This is a genomic window from Adonisia turfae CCMR0081, from assembly GCF_011009555.1.
Lineage (GTDB): Bacteria > Cyanobacteriota > Cyanobacteriia > Phormidesmidales > Phormidesmidaceae > Leptothoe > Leptothoe turfae.
On record NZ_QXHD01000004.1, the window covers coordinates 3108013 to 3121804 of the forward strand.

13 protein-coding genes are annotated in these 13792 nt (G+C 47.7%); 9 read left to right on the forward strand and 4 right to left on the reverse strand.

The window, feature by feature from the left end; all coding sequences use genetic code 11:
* Nucleotides 1-325: 325 nt before the first annotated feature.
* Both DXZ20_RS17520 and DXZ20_RS17525 read left to right on the forward strand, forming a co-directional pair.
* On the forward strand, nt 326-1117 hold the full coding sequence (locus tag DXZ20_RS17520; protein WP_163659139.1) for a calcium-binding protein: 792 nt from the start codon (nt 326-328) through the stop codon (nt 1115-1117).
* Nucleotides 1118-1603: 486 nt separating this feature from the next.
* The gene (locus DXZ20_RS17525; protein WP_163699550.1) at nt 1604-2149 is read left to right on the forward strand and encodes a hypothetical protein; all 546 of its coding nucleotides are present in this window, start codon (nt 1604-1606) and stop codon (nt 2147-2149) included.
* 203 nt (nt 2150-2352) lie between these two features.
* Here the strand turns inward: DXZ20_RS17525 and ftsH2 are convergent, their stop codons facing one another.
* Both ftsH2 and gltX read right to left on the reverse strand, forming a co-directional pair.
* Entirely contained in the window at nt 2353-4245 is a 1893-nt protein-coding gene (gene ftsH2, locus DXZ20_RS17530) for an ATP-dependent zinc metalloprotease FtsH2 (RefSeq protein ID WP_163699552.1), read from the reverse strand.
* A 248-nt stretch (nt 4246-4493) separates the two neighbouring features.
* On the reverse strand, nt 4494-5945 hold the full coding sequence (gene gltX / locus DXZ20_RS17535) for a glutamate--tRNA ligase (protein ID WP_163699553.1): 1452 nt from the start codon (nt 5943-5945) through the stop codon (nt 4494-4496).
* 45 nt (nt 5946-5990) lie between these two features.
* Between gltX and DXZ20_RS17540 the strand changes: the two genes are divergently transcribed.
* A complete protein-coding gene (locus DXZ20_RS17540) occupies nt 5991-6227 on the forward strand; it encodes a DUF1614 domain-containing protein (RefSeq protein WP_163703523.1) in 237 nt (78 codons plus the stop codon).
* 116 nt (nt 6228-6343) lie between these two features.
* The gene (locus DXZ20_RS17545) at nt 6344-6775 is read left to right on the forward strand and encodes a DUF6918 family protein (RefSeq protein ID WP_163659134.1); all 432 of its coding nucleotides are present in this window, start codon (nt 6344-6346) and stop codon (nt 6773-6775) included.
* 91 nt (nt 6776-6866) lie between these two features.
* Here DXZ20_RS17545 and DXZ20_RS17550 read toward each other — a convergent pair whose 3' ends face one another.
* Both DXZ20_RS17550 and DXZ20_RS17555 read right to left on the reverse strand, forming a co-directional pair.
* The gene (locus DXZ20_RS17550; RefSeq protein WP_163699555.1) at nt 6867-8894 is read right to left on the reverse strand and encodes an FAD-dependent oxidoreductase; all 2028 of its coding nucleotides are present in this window, start codon (nt 8892-8894) and stop codon (nt 6867-6869) included.
* 111 nt (nt 8895-9005) lie between these two features.
* A complete protein-coding gene (locus DXZ20_RS17555) occupies nt 9006-9392 on the reverse strand; it encodes a RidA family protein (RefSeq protein WP_163659132.1) in 387 nt (128 codons plus the stop codon).
* Nucleotides 9393-9751: 359 nt separating this feature from the next.
* Between DXZ20_RS17555 and DXZ20_RS17560 the strand changes: the two genes are divergently transcribed.
* The 5 genes from DXZ20_RS17560 (at nt 9752) to DXZ20_RS17580 (ending at nt 13727) form a co-directional block, all read left to right on the forward strand.
* Nucleotides 9752-10675, forward strand: coding sequence for a DUF2207 domain-containing protein (locus DXZ20_RS17560; RefSeq protein ID WP_163699557.1), 924 nt, complete (start codon nt 9752-9754; stop codon nt 10673-10675).
* Nucleotides 10676-10810: 135 nt separating this feature from the next.
* Nucleotides 10811-11233: a hypothetical protein gene (locus DXZ20_RS17565; protein WP_163699559.1), complete on the forward strand. Its 423-nt coding sequence runs from the start codon at nt 10811-10813 to the stop codon at nt 11231-11233.
* Nucleotides 11199-11765 carry a hypothetical protein gene (locus tag DXZ20_RS17570; RefSeq protein WP_163699561.1) on the forward strand — a complete coding sequence of 189 codons (567 nt, stop codon included), beginning with the start codon at nt 11199-11201 and terminating at the stop codon, nt 11763-11765. The genes DXZ20_RS17565 and DXZ20_RS17570 overlap by 35 nt, the downstream gene beginning before the upstream one ends.
* A gap of 59 nt (nt 11766-11824) precedes the next feature.
* Nucleotides 11825-13204 (forward strand): hypothetical protein, encoded by a 1380-nt coding sequence (locus tag DXZ20_RS17575; protein WP_163699562.1) that lies wholly within the window; start codon nt 11825-11827, stop codon nt 13202-13204.
* Nucleotides 13205-13301: 97 nt separating this feature from the next.
* A complete protein-coding gene (locus DXZ20_RS17580; protein WP_163659127.1) occupies nt 13302-13727 on the forward strand; it encodes a Fur family transcriptional regulator in 426 nt (141 codons plus the stop codon).
* The last annotated feature ends 65 nt before the right edge of the window (nt 13728-13792 follow it).

The following is a 13792-nucleotide window of genomic DNA, read 5'->3' on the forward strand; positions in this document are numbered from 1 at the left end:
CACCACATATTATCTTCGTAAGTTTAAAAGACCGCCATCATCATTTTAGGCTAACTCAAGCTTGTAACTAGGGTGACCTATCCTCCTTACCCTGCAAGAATTACAGAAAGAGCATTGTGACAATTGTTTAACCCCTAGAGAACAACTCATAAAAACCTCTAAAACCTTTAAGTATTAGTGAAATGTATGGATTGCCATCTCCTTAACGTTAGAAATCAATCAAGATAATTATCATCGGGGACAAAATTTAGTAACAACAGTAGAGACAAATCTGTTGACTGCTGATCGCATTCACTGTCCATCAAACCGTAATATTTAGAATCTCATGAGCAGCGCTTTTGTTGAATTGGGTAACTTGTTTGAACTTAATGAGTTTTTTGAATTTGATGAATTTGAATTGATTATAGGAACACCAGCCAGTGAACAGCTCAATGGTACTGAAAATAACGAAGTGATTATCGGCCTTCGTGGCGCTGATACAATTAACAGCAACGGTGGTTTTGACCTACTGTTTGGCAATCGCGGCAACGACACCATTGCAGGTGGATCTGAAAGCAATTTTATCTTTGGCGGTCCTGGTAGAGACACTATTTATGCCAACGGTGGTTGGAATATCCTCATCGGTGGTCCTGGTGCTGATCGCATACATGGCAGTAACCAATCAGACTTCATCCTGGGTGGCAGCGGTAGAGATATCATTTATGCCAACGGCGGTGGAGACTTTATCGCGGCTGGTCGTGGTGCTGACAAAATTTACGGCAGCAATCAAGCTGACATCATCCTGGGTGGCAGCGGCAAAGATACGATTTACGCCAACGGTGGTGACGATCTGATTGACGGTGGTGATGGTATTGATACAATCTGGCTCAGTGGTGACGAGACTGTTGTTCTCGATGCAAACAATAGTAAGTACGACATCATCAAGAACTTTCAACTAGGTCGGACTACTTTTGTTGTTAATGACCTTGAGAACTTAAACGTTCAAGGGAGCAGTGACGGCGCTAAAATCTATCAAGGCAATAACCTACTAGCGACCGTTAGCTGGCAATCTGCCAGTGTCTTTGAAAACAACATTAACGACATCTTTGTTACTGAAATCGACGAAGTGGTTGTGTAACACAGGCATTTGGGAAGTTGCAAACAAATAAATAAAGGCTCCAGTATTGCGTTAGTGAGGTTTTGGATGCTGACATCTGATACTTTACCTAGCCAGGATCTCCTGGCTTAAGTTGACACTTCTCATACTACAAATTAGTGCTAATCATCGTCATCGAGAATCATCTTCTTGGAAGAGTCTGATTCTCGATGATAATTTCTCTTGGAATGTTGTCAAACCATATGCGCTGACAGGAGATCTCTTAATGATAAGCATAGGCTTTATACACACATGGCTCAGCGCTCCTCAACATTGCAGCATCCATCACACCTGGATTGGGATTGCTACTTAAGGCTATAAATTCCTGACTGGTGTATGTATTTCGGATTGTACCAATTATACACTGACCAAGTTCCTCAAACTTCTGATCTGAGAATATGCCCAACTGGGTGATGCGAGCTGTTATTTCAAAAGCCATGCTAGAGGTGTCTTCTCAAGAAAGCGCGAATGATGTCTTTAAAGAAAATAGATGGCAAGCAACTCTTTAAGCTTGGATTACTAGGCCTAGGGGTAGGCATATGTAATATTGTCGCGGTGATGCCTGCTTTAGCATCTCCTGCACCTATATTTGAGCCGGTTCTTGATGAACTTACCACTTCAAACTTTGCTGTACGCCTTCCCACGTCTGTACCCACCGACGTGGAACTACATCCCTTTACTCGAAACAAACATCCTGGGTTCCATATCCTCACTGTTGGTACCTCACCTGAATGTTCAGGTGAGCGTTGTCTGGCCTTTAACATTGTGACCATCCCAGAGCCCAACACCTGGCCAACTCCAGAGGAAAATCGTTTAACGCCTCTGACACCCATTGTCTTAGGCAACGGTATTCAAGGCTATACCGCTGAGGCCATGGGCTTTGCATCTGTGGAATGGATGCAGGATGGCACGCTCTATATATTGAACTACAGTACAGATATACTGTCGTTTGAGGATGCGATCGCAATGGCCACGTCTATGGCAACTGAACCACCGGTCTCAGGAGCACAATAACCAACACTTGAGTAATACCAACTTCGAGTTCATTAAACCTGAACCAAGTTCTTCCAGAACCAAACCGCTTTTCTGTTCTAGGCCAATGGACAATCCATAAAAACAGAAATGGTGAGGTCGTTAAACGACCTCACCACTCACAGATTTATGTAACGAGAGCCTCTATGGCCAGTTCTTACAATGAATTGGCCAGCAGTAGCTTATTACAAAACAGGTACAAACTGCTCTTTCTCAGGGACTGTAGTATACTCAGCCACAATCTGACGGAACTCATCTCCGTCAAGAGTCTCTTTCTCAATGAGCATATCGACCACGCGGTCCACAGCTGCACGATTATCTTGAACCATGCGCTTAGCATCGTCGTAGCACTGCTCAACAATGGTGCGAACTTGTTCATCGATGCGCTGAGAGACGGTTTCAGAATATTCAGAACGATTACCCCAGCTGCCGCCAAGGAAAACCTCACCCTGAGGATTCTCTAGAGCCAACGCCCCCAACTCAGCAGACATACCAAAGCGGGTAACCATTTGACGGGCCATGGACGTCACCTGTTGCAAGTCGTTCCCCGCTCCCGTGGTAACCTCAGCCTCACCAAAGATGATGTCCTCAGCGGCACGCCCCCCTAGGGCACCGGTAATCCGAGCCAAAAGCTGGGCACGGGAAATCAACATCTGGTCTTCGCTGGGGGTAAACCAAGTTAAACCTTGAGCCTGGCCCCGGGGAATCAAAGTCACCTTCTGCACAGGATCATGGGCCTTAACCAGGGTACCAATCAGTGCGTGGCCAACTTCGTGGTATGCAATCAAACGCTTGCTCTTACCGTCGACTAAAGGTGTGCCTTCCATACCGGCGATGACGCGATCAACGGCATCATCAATTTCCAGCATCGTAATGGCTTCTTTACGACGACGAGCAGTCAGAATAGCCGCCTCGTTCAGCAAGTTGGCTAAGTCAGCACCTGTGAAACCAGGTGTGCGACGTGCGATCGCATCCAAGGAAATCTCATCCGCCAGCTTCTTATTGCGGGCATGGACTTCCAGAACCGCAATACGCCCCTTAACATCAGGTGGATCAACCGATACCTGACGGTCAAAGCGACCGGGACGTAACAGCGCCGAGTCAAGTACATCAACACGGTTAGTCGCTGCAATCACGATAATGCCGCTGTTGCCCTCAAAACCGTCCATCTCGGTCAGCATTTGGTTGAGGGTTTGCTCGCGCTCATCGTTCCCCCCCCCGATACCAGAACCACGGGAGCGACCAACGGCGTCAATCTCATCAATAAAGATGATGCAAGGAGCATTTTCCTTCGCTTTCTTAAACAGGTCGCGAACACGAGACGCACCAACACCCACAAACATCTCTACAAATTCAGAACCAGAGATGCTGAAGAACGGCACACCCGCTTCACCAGCGATTGCTTTGGCTAGCAGAGTTTTACCAGTTCCTGGAGGGCCAACAAGCAAAACACCTTTGGGGATGCGAGCACCCACAGCCGTAAAGCGCTCAGGTTTCTTCAAGAAAGTCACCACCTCTTGCAGCTCTTCCTTGGCTTCATCAATACCTGCCACATCATCGAACATGATGCCGGTCTTGGCTTCCATCATGAAACGAGCCTTTGATTTACCAAAGTTCATGGCCTGACCGGGACCACCGCCAACGCCACCGTTGGAGCGACGGAATAGGAAAAATAAACCTGCAATTAGCAAGAACGGGAATAGCAGATTGCCCAGAATACCAACCAAAGCACCGTCGTTACGAGGTGGGTGGGAATCCAAACTGATGTCAGAGTCGCGGAGACGCTCAACGAGCTCAGGCGCACTACCGGGTAGGTCCACACGCCAGCGCATAACGCGGTTATCTAGTTGTGGATCAACCGCTTCAATAATGGCTGTTCGGCCACCATCATAGAGGTCAACCGCTGTCACTCGACCAGCATCTATATAGTCTAAAAACCGGCCGTAGGTCATACGGGTACTTGCCGTATTACGACTCATGTTTGCGGGGTCTCCGCCCATGGAACCTTGCCAGAAGAAAAACCCAATTAACAGGGCTGGCAATGTCCAGAGCAAAATGACTCTCCAAGAAAGCTTCATATCTCGGTGGCCTCGTTTTGATTAACAGTCCTAACTGCCTAAGCAGATTGAAAAGCAAGTTCTAAAGCAAGCTATAAAAACCTGTGAGTTGACTAAAAGCCTGCCAATGGCATTTTTTAAGTCGATTAGGTTTAATTAACTACATTGTTTACTAAATGTAACGTAATTTCTCAGATACGGGCAATCCGTTACGTAGTCACTATGTTACCGGGTGATCACAAGCTAGCTGTTTAGTCGGTCTAAAACCATTAACTAGTAGCTATTGCGATCGCACGTTCCAGACGCCCCTGATCAAAACCACGCTGGTGCAAAATCACCCAGGACTCCACTAGGTCTGGTCCTTGCATATCCCCCATTAGGGCTGCTCTCAGGGATCTCATAATCAGACCTTTTTTCACCCCCAATGCCTTAGTCACCTGATTAATCAGACCTTTGGCATCACCCACCTCATTTAGGCCTGCATGGGCTTTAAGGGTATCTAAAACAGCCTGCATTGCATCCGCCACACCATCTTTTTTAAGCTGCGCTACCGCTGCCTCAGAGAACTCCATGGTCGGCGTAAAGAAAAAGCGGCTCAGGTCAACACAATCTTTTAAGCGAGTCAGACTCGGCCCTGCTAAGGCAGCTAACTTGAGCAACCAGTCTTGATCAGCCTCTGTATCAAATTCATACCCCGCATCTTTTAGATAAGGAGTCATCAGTGCTAACAAACTCTCTGGGGATTTCTGATGCAGGTACTGGCTATTGATCCAGTCCAGCTTATCCCAGTCAAATTTAGCGCCAGCCTTATTGACCCGGTCAAAGCTAAACAGCTTTGCAGCCTCATCTAAGGTGAATAGCTCTTGGGCATCAGGGGCAGACCAACCCAGCAACGTCATATAGTTGGCCAGCGCTGCAGCAGTAAAGCCCATCGTCTGAAAGTCAGAAATAGAGGTGACTCCATCACGCTTGGAAAGCTTGGCACCCTTTTCATTCAAAATCAGCGGTGTGTGGGCAAACTGGGGCACAGGCATCCCCATGGCCTCGTATAGCAAGATTTGCTTCGGAGTATTACCCACATGATCTTCACCACGAATGACGTGGGTAATACCCATATCGGCATCATCGACCACCACTACAAAGTTATAAAGGGGCTGACCAATTTCTGTACTTGAGGAGGCGCGAGCAATCACCATGTCGCCACCCAAATCACGACCTTTCCAATTGACGGGACCACGCACCATGTCGTTCCAGGTAATGTCGCGGTCGTCATCAATTTTGAAACGAATCACCGCCTGACGTCCCTCTGCTTCAAAAGCAGCAATTTGCTCAGGGGTGAGATCGCGATGCTGATTGTTATAACGAGGTGCTTCACTACGGGCTTTTTGCCGCTCGCGCATCTCATTCAGTTCTTCGGGAGTTTCGTAGGCACGATAGGCCAGTCCTTGATCTAGCAACTCCTGAATTTTTGGCTGATAGAGACCCATGCGCTGGGTTTGATACACGGGCTCCTCATCCCAGGTCAGACCTAGCCATTGCAAGCCATCCATAATGTTCTGGGTGTACTCAGGCTTAGAACGCTCTAGATCGGTGTCTTCTACTCGCAGAATAAACGTACCGCCCTGGGCACGAGCAAAGAGCCAGTTAAAAACTGCGGTTCTGGCTGTCCCAATGTGGAGATTGCCAGTGGGACTCGGAGCAATCCGAACGCGAACAGACATGGTTGATAGTGCCAAAAACGAAACAGCTAGGTCTATCAGCGTACTATATGGCAGCCTGTAGAGGTTGCACCGTTTACAGCAGTGATCTGTGCCTGGTTATTGGGTGCTGTAGCTCCTCCTAGCATTACTTTTAGAGGTGGTATTTTGGGCACACTGGTGAGCGCAGATCTACTACACCTAAGGGATATGGAACGACTGTCCCTTGGTGATCTCAGCATTGGCGGAGCAGGGGTCTTTGATGCCATTGCACTATGGGGTTTATTTGCACTACTACTCACTTAGACTGCTTAAAGATCCCGCAAAGTTGTCTGAGAAAGAACACCAAGTTGGAACAATGATAGTGTCAATAATTCTCTAAGAATTAGACCGATTTATATTGATATTTAGGGCCAAGCTTTATGCTGAGTGAAAAGATTCAAGATGCAGCTATACGAGCAAGCATCGCCGATGACTGCGCTAAATTAATTGATAAGCAAGTAGCTGCTAAAGGTGGCCTCACTGGCATGGCCATGAAAACTGCCTACGGTGTGATCAAAGGAGTTGGCGCAGGTTACATCCCTGGTGCCATTAATCGACTACTCCCCGATGCGTGCAAAGCCCTTGAACCTATTTGGCAAGAAGGTGCAGCAGCGGGTGACCCAGTCAAATACCTCAGTGAAAATAGCGATCGCACCGCTGACAGCATCTTAAGTGTGACCGATGCCCGTATTCAAAACACCAGCAATGGCGTCGTTAGCGGAACGTATAAAAAACTACGTAAATCCGTTAAGAATGACGTAGAAGCTGCCGTTCCTGACCTGGCGCAAATCATCTACAGCCACGCCGCTTAACACGGACTCAAAATCCCATCCCTGCGTAGGGGCAGCCCCTTATGCCTGCCCCTTTGTCACAGGAATACAAAATCCTCTAGACAGTGGATTCCTACCAAACTCGCCAGTCTTCCCAATCAAGGTTGAAGATAGACGTATCAGGAAAAGCGATAGGATTGCCACGTTCTTGCAACCGTTGCTGTAGCTCCAAAAGCTCAGGCTCAAATCGAGGTAAATCATCCACTAGGCTATGGGGCAACAGTTGATTCTCCAGCGCATAGTCAATGGTTGCACCAGCAGCGATGCCCGCCGACCACTCGAACGAATGAACACGATAGGCGGCAGCAGCAATCGTACTGGTGGCAATACTCTTACCCGCAACCAGCATGTTGTCAATCTCCTGGGGAATCAGCGCCCGCAGAGGAATCTGACCAGGATAACTCTGCCCATGGGCTCGCCGTACACCAGCCCGTTCAGTATTGCCTGGCAGCTCAGGCGGTGCTAACTCCATACAAGGATGAAAGTCGATGGCATACTGAGCAATGCCCAATGAATCTGGAAAGATGGTGGACCGAGTGCGGCGAGGGATATCTGTCGCGGCCTTATTCTCTCCGATAGCTGCAGCGGTTTCTAAACCAGCCAATGCCCGGCGCAATTGTAGATACATACCATCGGGTAACTGAGTCTGGTAATACTCATCGCTATAGTCCACACGGGAAATGTCAATCTCATTGATCATGAATCCCTCCGGATGACCATAAGCAGGTCGTCCTATAATTCGACGACCCTCGCGGATATAGGGATGCTTGGATAAGCCGTGGGCTGTATTCATAGGGGCATCAAAACCGGTGAGAAATCGATGACGAAGATCCACACTTTTAATGCCATAGCCCAGCTGAGAATCTGACAATCCACCAATCAACCAGTGGTAATAGCTGAAGGCATTTTCTTCACCCCGGCGCAGAGTATCTACACGCAACCCACCTAGCCAACCGCCAGGTTCTAGCTGGCCTGTAGCTTCCAGTTGCTCATGGGAATAGATCAGGTTGTCTACGAATGTACCTGGTCGGTAGTCATTGCCCCAGGTCCAATTTTGCATGGAGATATCGCCGGGCTTAATATCACTAACTCCAAAAATACGGCGCTCGGGTCGGTTGCCCGGTGCCCATAGCCGCCGATAAGTAAAGACAAAATCGATGTAGTTGGTGTTGTCGCGCTCGCGTTCAAAGCTGAAATATGGAGCGTAAATGTCGTAATACTCTGGTCGTTCCTGCACTTGGGCCTCTTCAGTCCGCTCCATTGCGAACGTATAGGTAAACCCCTGGGTGCAGTAGGCATCGCCCGTCAAGGTGGGCGAAGACGGGTTGAGATAGGACTTTGGATCTAGGCCTAAACGATAGGGCACCCCCGACAGTGCAATCAATTCGCCCGTTTCGGTGGCCTCAACCACGTACCAATCAGCAGGTCCTTCATTGCCAGTAGGCTGAAAGCGAATAATATTTTTGCTTAAACGCTCTGAATCTTCGTAGCGATAGACATCTTCGTAGAAGGCAGATAACGGCTCGGTATTGAGGGGAGGTGTACCCGGTGCTGGGCTGTGTTGGATTGCGATCGCACTTTCAATCATGGAGCCATCAATATCCAACTCCTTCACCACTGTTGAAGGAAACCACTTCAGGGTTCCATCCCCCTCACGGGCTGCCTCATTCAGCATATCCACCAAAATATCGTGGGCATCAGCAGGCAAAAAACAAACTGCACTAACCCAGCAGTCCCCTGGATTCTGGCGACCATAGAGATCCAGTACCCGTTGCCGCAGGTCTTTATAACCTGACGCATAAAACAAAAGTTGGCGCTGCATTCTAGCTTCATCTAAGGCCGTTGTCCCCTGAGACGTCAGCTGCCCCCCTAACCAGTCAGTCATCTCTGTCAGGCAAACTGTTCGTCCAGCGTGCAAACTCTCGTAGGCGGTAGACACCCCCGCAAGGCCACCACCAACCACCAAGACATCACAGCTTTCAGTTTGCTCAATACGATTGGGCTGGGCTGCCAACGGGCTAGCCAGGAGGAGTAAGAGACCAATGGCCGAGAAGAGGCGCTGACCAAAAGAGCTTAAAAGCAAGCTAGCAGAAATTCGCATATAGGTCCTTCCTTAGTCACTGACATTACTGCGCCCAACACTATATCCGAGCACTAAACCCAATAAATTGAGAATTCATGGCCGATACAGACAGAAGCAGTAGGATACACATCAGCTACCACAGTAAACAATTAAATCAATTTCAACATCGCCATACCCGGCCAGAGCGGTTATTCCCACAGTGGTTCGACTGGGTAACCGCGCCTGGTCAAAGTAAGACGCATAGACTTGATTAACAATCTCGTAGTAGCGAAAGTCCGTGACAAAAATTCGAACCATCACAACATTTTGAAAGCTTGTACCCGCATGGGTTAACACCCGTTTCAGGTTTTCCATCACCTGCCGCGTTTGCGCTTCAACATCCAGCTTTAAGACTTCACCAGACTCAGGATCTTCAGATAACTGCCCTGTCACAAAGAGAAAATCTCCAGCCTTTACAGCATGGGAGTAAGGAGCAACTGGAGGTAGTGCATCAGGCAAGGTAATAAATTCAAGCATGGTAGATCAGCCACGGTAGTTGGTGCTGATCTATTTGCTCATTGAAAGAGAATTGGGCATTCAAACAACCTACTTCATTAAAGAATTGCGCTCACGCCGCCCCTGCTGTGATTAAAAGCAACCACAGGTCAGCAGACTTGAGGCACCGAATTCCCCATACAGGTCACCACAATCGTCCCTAAACCCCAGAAATATAGAACATTGGATCAAGCAGCCGTTAGCCAGCTCAATCGCAGACATAGCCAGGAAATTCACACCTAAAATCAACCTGAAATATGATCATTTAAACGAGATTTATGATACATTTGTATTAGTTGATGAGGCATCTGTTCTATTAGTTCCTCGTCCTCTTCTGCAATATGAACGATTTAGATATGGAACTTCAGACGATTCGGCAGAAGCTACAAACCCTGAAAGCCTCTCCTCCCGAAACAATGGCAGCTCCTTGGAGCCCGTCACGATTGACTGCGCCTTCCCCTAATTTAGCCCAGGTGACCACGGCAATTGAGACCCTACGGCAACGCTCAGGTCAAACACTGTCATCGTCTCCAGTTCCTGGTTCTAGTTTGCAGCAGTTTGATGCTGCGCTTGGTGCCGTTGAGCAGCTGGCACAGCAGCAACGACAAGCCTTGCGACGATTACAGTCCGTAGGTGATAGCCTGATTCAACACATCCAACCGGGTACATCGCCAGATATTGATGACATCACTCGCTTTTTAGCAGAATGCCAGGCCATTCAGATCCCCACTGTTCAACGTGATGCCGATGGATATTTAGAATTAATCTATCATACGGTCGATTTTCACCAGGCTGAGCACGACGCTACGTCAAATGCACAAACCTTAAGGTTGCGATCGCAGTCACTATTCAAACACCCGCTCCATCAAGAACAAGGGCGTTCTAATGATTTTGACGATCAGTATGATCGCAAAACCAATGGCACAGGCTTTGTGAGCGACCTCAGGCGTGTTTATCAGCAACTGTCTGGATCTATCCAACGATGGACACGCCGCTATCTACACTCTAGACGACAAACACGGGTTTCACAATTTACCCTCCTAGACAGTGCAATTTGGTGCATTGGTGCAGCCATTTTCCGGCTGATTCTAAATCAACTGTTTCAAATTAACCCAGCACTATGGCCGCCAGTAGCATTTATTCTCATTGCTGGCATTATCCTCAGTCTTTACAGAGCTATTCTTAGCCCCCGCCCCGATCCAGTATTAGGGTATCGCACACTTATGATCATCCTCGGTTTGCTGGTCGGCGGTCGTTTTGCCTAACCTCAACAACCACAATCACTACAACAGATATCAGAAGATATCAGAGCTTTTATACATTTTCACTAAAAGCAGTGCAGTTAGTTTTGTCATGCAGTTTCTTTCCTACTCATTTCATTCTTTCCCAAGAGGTCTCCCATGGTTTACCCCAACAATGTTCCCCATCGCCCTCGGTCACAAAGTCTAGGTCCCAAACCTCTAGTGGCAGCTAGTCTAGCCATGATTCTTACAGCTTTACTGATCGATTTTAATGGCATCAAAAACTTTTTTACATCCGCTAGTACAGCTAGCCAACAAGCCCATTGTAATGATGTAGTAAGTGATGACGCCAAACTATCTCGAGAACAGTTAGCCCAACTCCTCACCATCCCAGAACGAGATGCCAAAGAGAGAGTTCGACAAGTCGTCAGCGAACCCTATTGTGCATTACCCACACTCAAAGTCCGATCTGGGGTGGATGCGGAACGAGAAGCCTATCCCCTTGCATTTGATCCTGGTACAACCCTTGTGATTCTCTACGAAAATAATGAGTATGCAGGTTATCGTTTCAGCTTTGAGTAGGTCTCAGCACAGGCTTTGGATTGTATTCTTTGGCTTATTGCTAAGTAGTTGTCAATCCCAAGCAATACCCCCCAAACGAGTCATTAATATCCAACAACAATGGGAGCTGGAACCCGGCGATAAAATTGCAGACCATCTTGTCGTTGGCAGTTTAGGCGATATTTCCATTCAGCTTAAGCATCAACCCTTAAGAGCACCGTTTCCAGGCAAAGTAGAACCCAGCACATTCGAACAGTGCGTAATTTATTCCACCCCTGAAGTTCCAGCTTACCTGTTTCGATTTTGTGGTTTGCAAAGACCCAGACTTGGCAACATTAAAGCCGGGCAAACCATGGGTGGAGGACGTCACATACAATTTGCCACATTACGCCGTCAGCCCGATGGCACTTGGATTATTGTTGAACCCTCGACCGGAGTTTTAGAACGAGCCATTTCTCAACATAATCCTGGCAGATCTCCCACTAAAGATGAGACAAATCAGGATCAAGCCCAATCACCTCAGACACAAAAAGGAAAAAAATCTGTTAACTAACAAATGTTTCCTGGCAACCTCTCTCACCTTGTGTTTCCGCCTTCGGAGTCCTGACCACTATGCTGCGCTTCAAGCTTCATCACCTTTTTGCCCTTTCTCTTTTGGTGACTGCCATAGGTCATCGTCCTGCCCAAGCCATGGGTGTGAACTTTGACCTAGAGACACAACCCAAAAGATCTCAGACTTCCTCCAGTTCTGAACTTATCGATAGCCAACCCGGTTTACCTGAGACAGACTCTCCAAGTGCAGTAAAAGTTTTTAAGCCACTGCCTATACCGCCTACAGCGAGTCAGCCTCCGCTTCGAATTACAAGTTCTAAGTCTGCGCTACCGAGCCATGTGATCGCATCTGCACGGGTATTAACCCCACCACCGCCAAGCGCTTTGCCAACCTCACGGGTACTCTCACCCAACCCTATTCCATCTACACCTATACCCCATGATTCATCAGAGAAGGAGGCCATTGCCTTAAACTTTACTCCGGACGCATCTATCTTCGAGCCATCAGAGCCATCACCACCTCAGCCCTTAACAAAAGCTCAGGAGCAGCCTGCTTTACCCAATTGGATGTATGAAGGTGGTTCCAACTCATTAGTCGCTCGGGTTATTGGCAGCGCCGAAGGAACACGCACTGCCAACGGAAATCCCACTCAAGCTTATTACGGCCACACCGACCCAGGTAACGGTGTGTGGAACATGGGAACGTTTTCCTATCAGCACGGCGCAAGTTCTCCTCAAGAAGCTGATAAGAAGCAACTCAAAAGACTCAAAAGACAGGGGAAAACCATTGCAAACCAGGCTGATCAAGCAGAATTATCCATGACCCTGGGGGAAGTTCTTAATGGTTTAGACTTAGCAAATCAATCGCCTAGAGCGGCCTTAGAGCGTGGTGGTTATGTCGATCGTCTTGTCCAAGCTAGACATAAAGGAATGAAAAACAACGATGCCATTGTCTGGGCAAGAACATACTCTTACTTAGACCCAGATACACAGCGGTGGAATGCTCCTGGACTAGGCAACACCTTAACCAGCATTCGTAGAGATCAACGCCGTCGCCATGATGCTGTTGCCACAGCCTTCAACAGTTATCAAGCCCAGCGAGACGATCTAAATACCCCATCAGAAGAAACCTTGAAGACCCCCATATTGGCATTAGCTCCAGAACCTTCAACTAACCTCTTTTCTACAGATAAGACCTCGCAAGAAAAGAAATTATTGGTGACTCAACCCACAGATTCAACATCATTAGCATTCAGCATTCATGATGATTGGGAGTCTTCGAGTCGAGAAATTCAGAGCAGAGATGTGCCCATAGCTAAGACATATGAGGCTGAGACTGACGCCATTCAGGCAAAAGACACCTTAAAACGTGGAGATGACTCTCAAGATAAAAGGTTGTCCATAGCTCCAACATCAGATCCAGAGGAAATTGCTGGCTAATCGCTCTACATACAAACGTTAGTTTGAATCAGTAAATAGACAACATTAAAAAAAGCAAGCTAGAGTGAGACTGGTGTCGGCTGACCGCGTCAAGATCATGCAACCCTCATCCTATCCAATTTCATCGCTCTCAGACGCCATTGAAAGGTGTCAAGCATTAGGTATGCGCCTCAGTCGTCAGCGTCGCTATATTTTGGAGTTGCTTTGGGATGTGCAGGAGCATCTATCTGCACGGGAAATTTATGACGAACTTAACCGTCGAGGCAAAAAAATTGGCCACACATCGGTCTACCAGAATTTAGAAGCCCTCTTTGATCAAGGCATAATTGAATGTGTTGAACGCTCAGATGGCAGACTATATGGCCATCTCAATAGTTCTCATAGCCATGTCAATTGTCTAGACACTCAGAAAATAATTGATATTGATATTGAACTACCGCGTGCCGTTATTCAAGAAGTTGAGCAACGTACCGGTCTGAAGATTACCGATTATCGTATTGATTTTTTTGGAACTACAAACTGATGCCCTTCAAGGCAGTCTCCCCTGTAAGAGCATCCATTGCACCAAAGTATAGAGACTGGTTTGGC

Bases quoted from the DNA above. Each gene is read 5' to 3' on its own strand.
- gltX (WP_163699553.1), bottom strand. From the start codon at position 5,945: ATGTCTGTTCGCGTTCGGATTGCTCCGAGTCCCACTGGCAATCTCCAC.
- DXZ20_RS17575 (WP_163699562.1), top strand. From the start codon at position 11,825: ATGCTGCGCTTCAAGCTTCATCACCTTTTTGCCCTTTCTCTTTTGGTG.
- DXZ20_RS17560 (WP_163699557.1), top strand. From the start codon at position 9,752: ATGAACGATTTAGATATGGAACTTCAGACGATTCGGCAGAAGCTACAA.
- DXZ20_RS17580 (WP_163659127.1), top strand. From the start codon at position 13,302: ATGCAACCCTCATCCTATCCAATTTCATCGCTCTCAGACGCCATTGAA.
- DXZ20_RS17525 (WP_163699550.1), top strand. From the start codon at position 1,604: ATGATGTCTTTAAAGAAAATAGATGGCAAGCAACTCTTTAAGCTTGGA.
- ftsH2 (WP_163699552.1), bottom strand. From the start codon at position 4,245: ATGAAGCTTTCTTGGAGAGTCATTTTGCTCTGGACATTGCCAGCCCTG.
- DXZ20_RS17520 (WP_163659139.1), top strand. From the start codon at position 326: ATGAGCAGCGCTTTTGTTGAATTGGGTAACTTGTTTGAACTTAATGAG.
- DXZ20_RS17555 (WP_163659132.1), bottom strand. From the start codon at position 9,392: ATGCTTGAATTTATTACCTTGCCTGATGCACTACCTCCAGTTGCTCCT.
- DXZ20_RS17570 (WP_163699561.1), top strand. From the start codon at position 11,199: ATGAGTATGCAGGTTATCGTTTCAGCTTTGAGTAGGTCTCAGCACAGG.
- DXZ20_RS17550 (WP_163699555.1), bottom strand. From the start codon at position 8,894: ATGCGAATTTCTGCTAGCTTGCTTTTAAGCTCTTTTGGTCAGCGCCTC.
- DXZ20_RS17545 (WP_163659134.1), top strand. From the start codon at position 6,344: ATGCTGAGTGAAAAGATTCAAGATGCAGCTATACGAGCAAGCATCGCC.
- DXZ20_RS17565 (WP_163699559.1), top strand. From the start codon at position 10,811: ATGGTTTACCCCAACAATGTTCCCCATCGCCCTCGGTCACAAAGTCTA.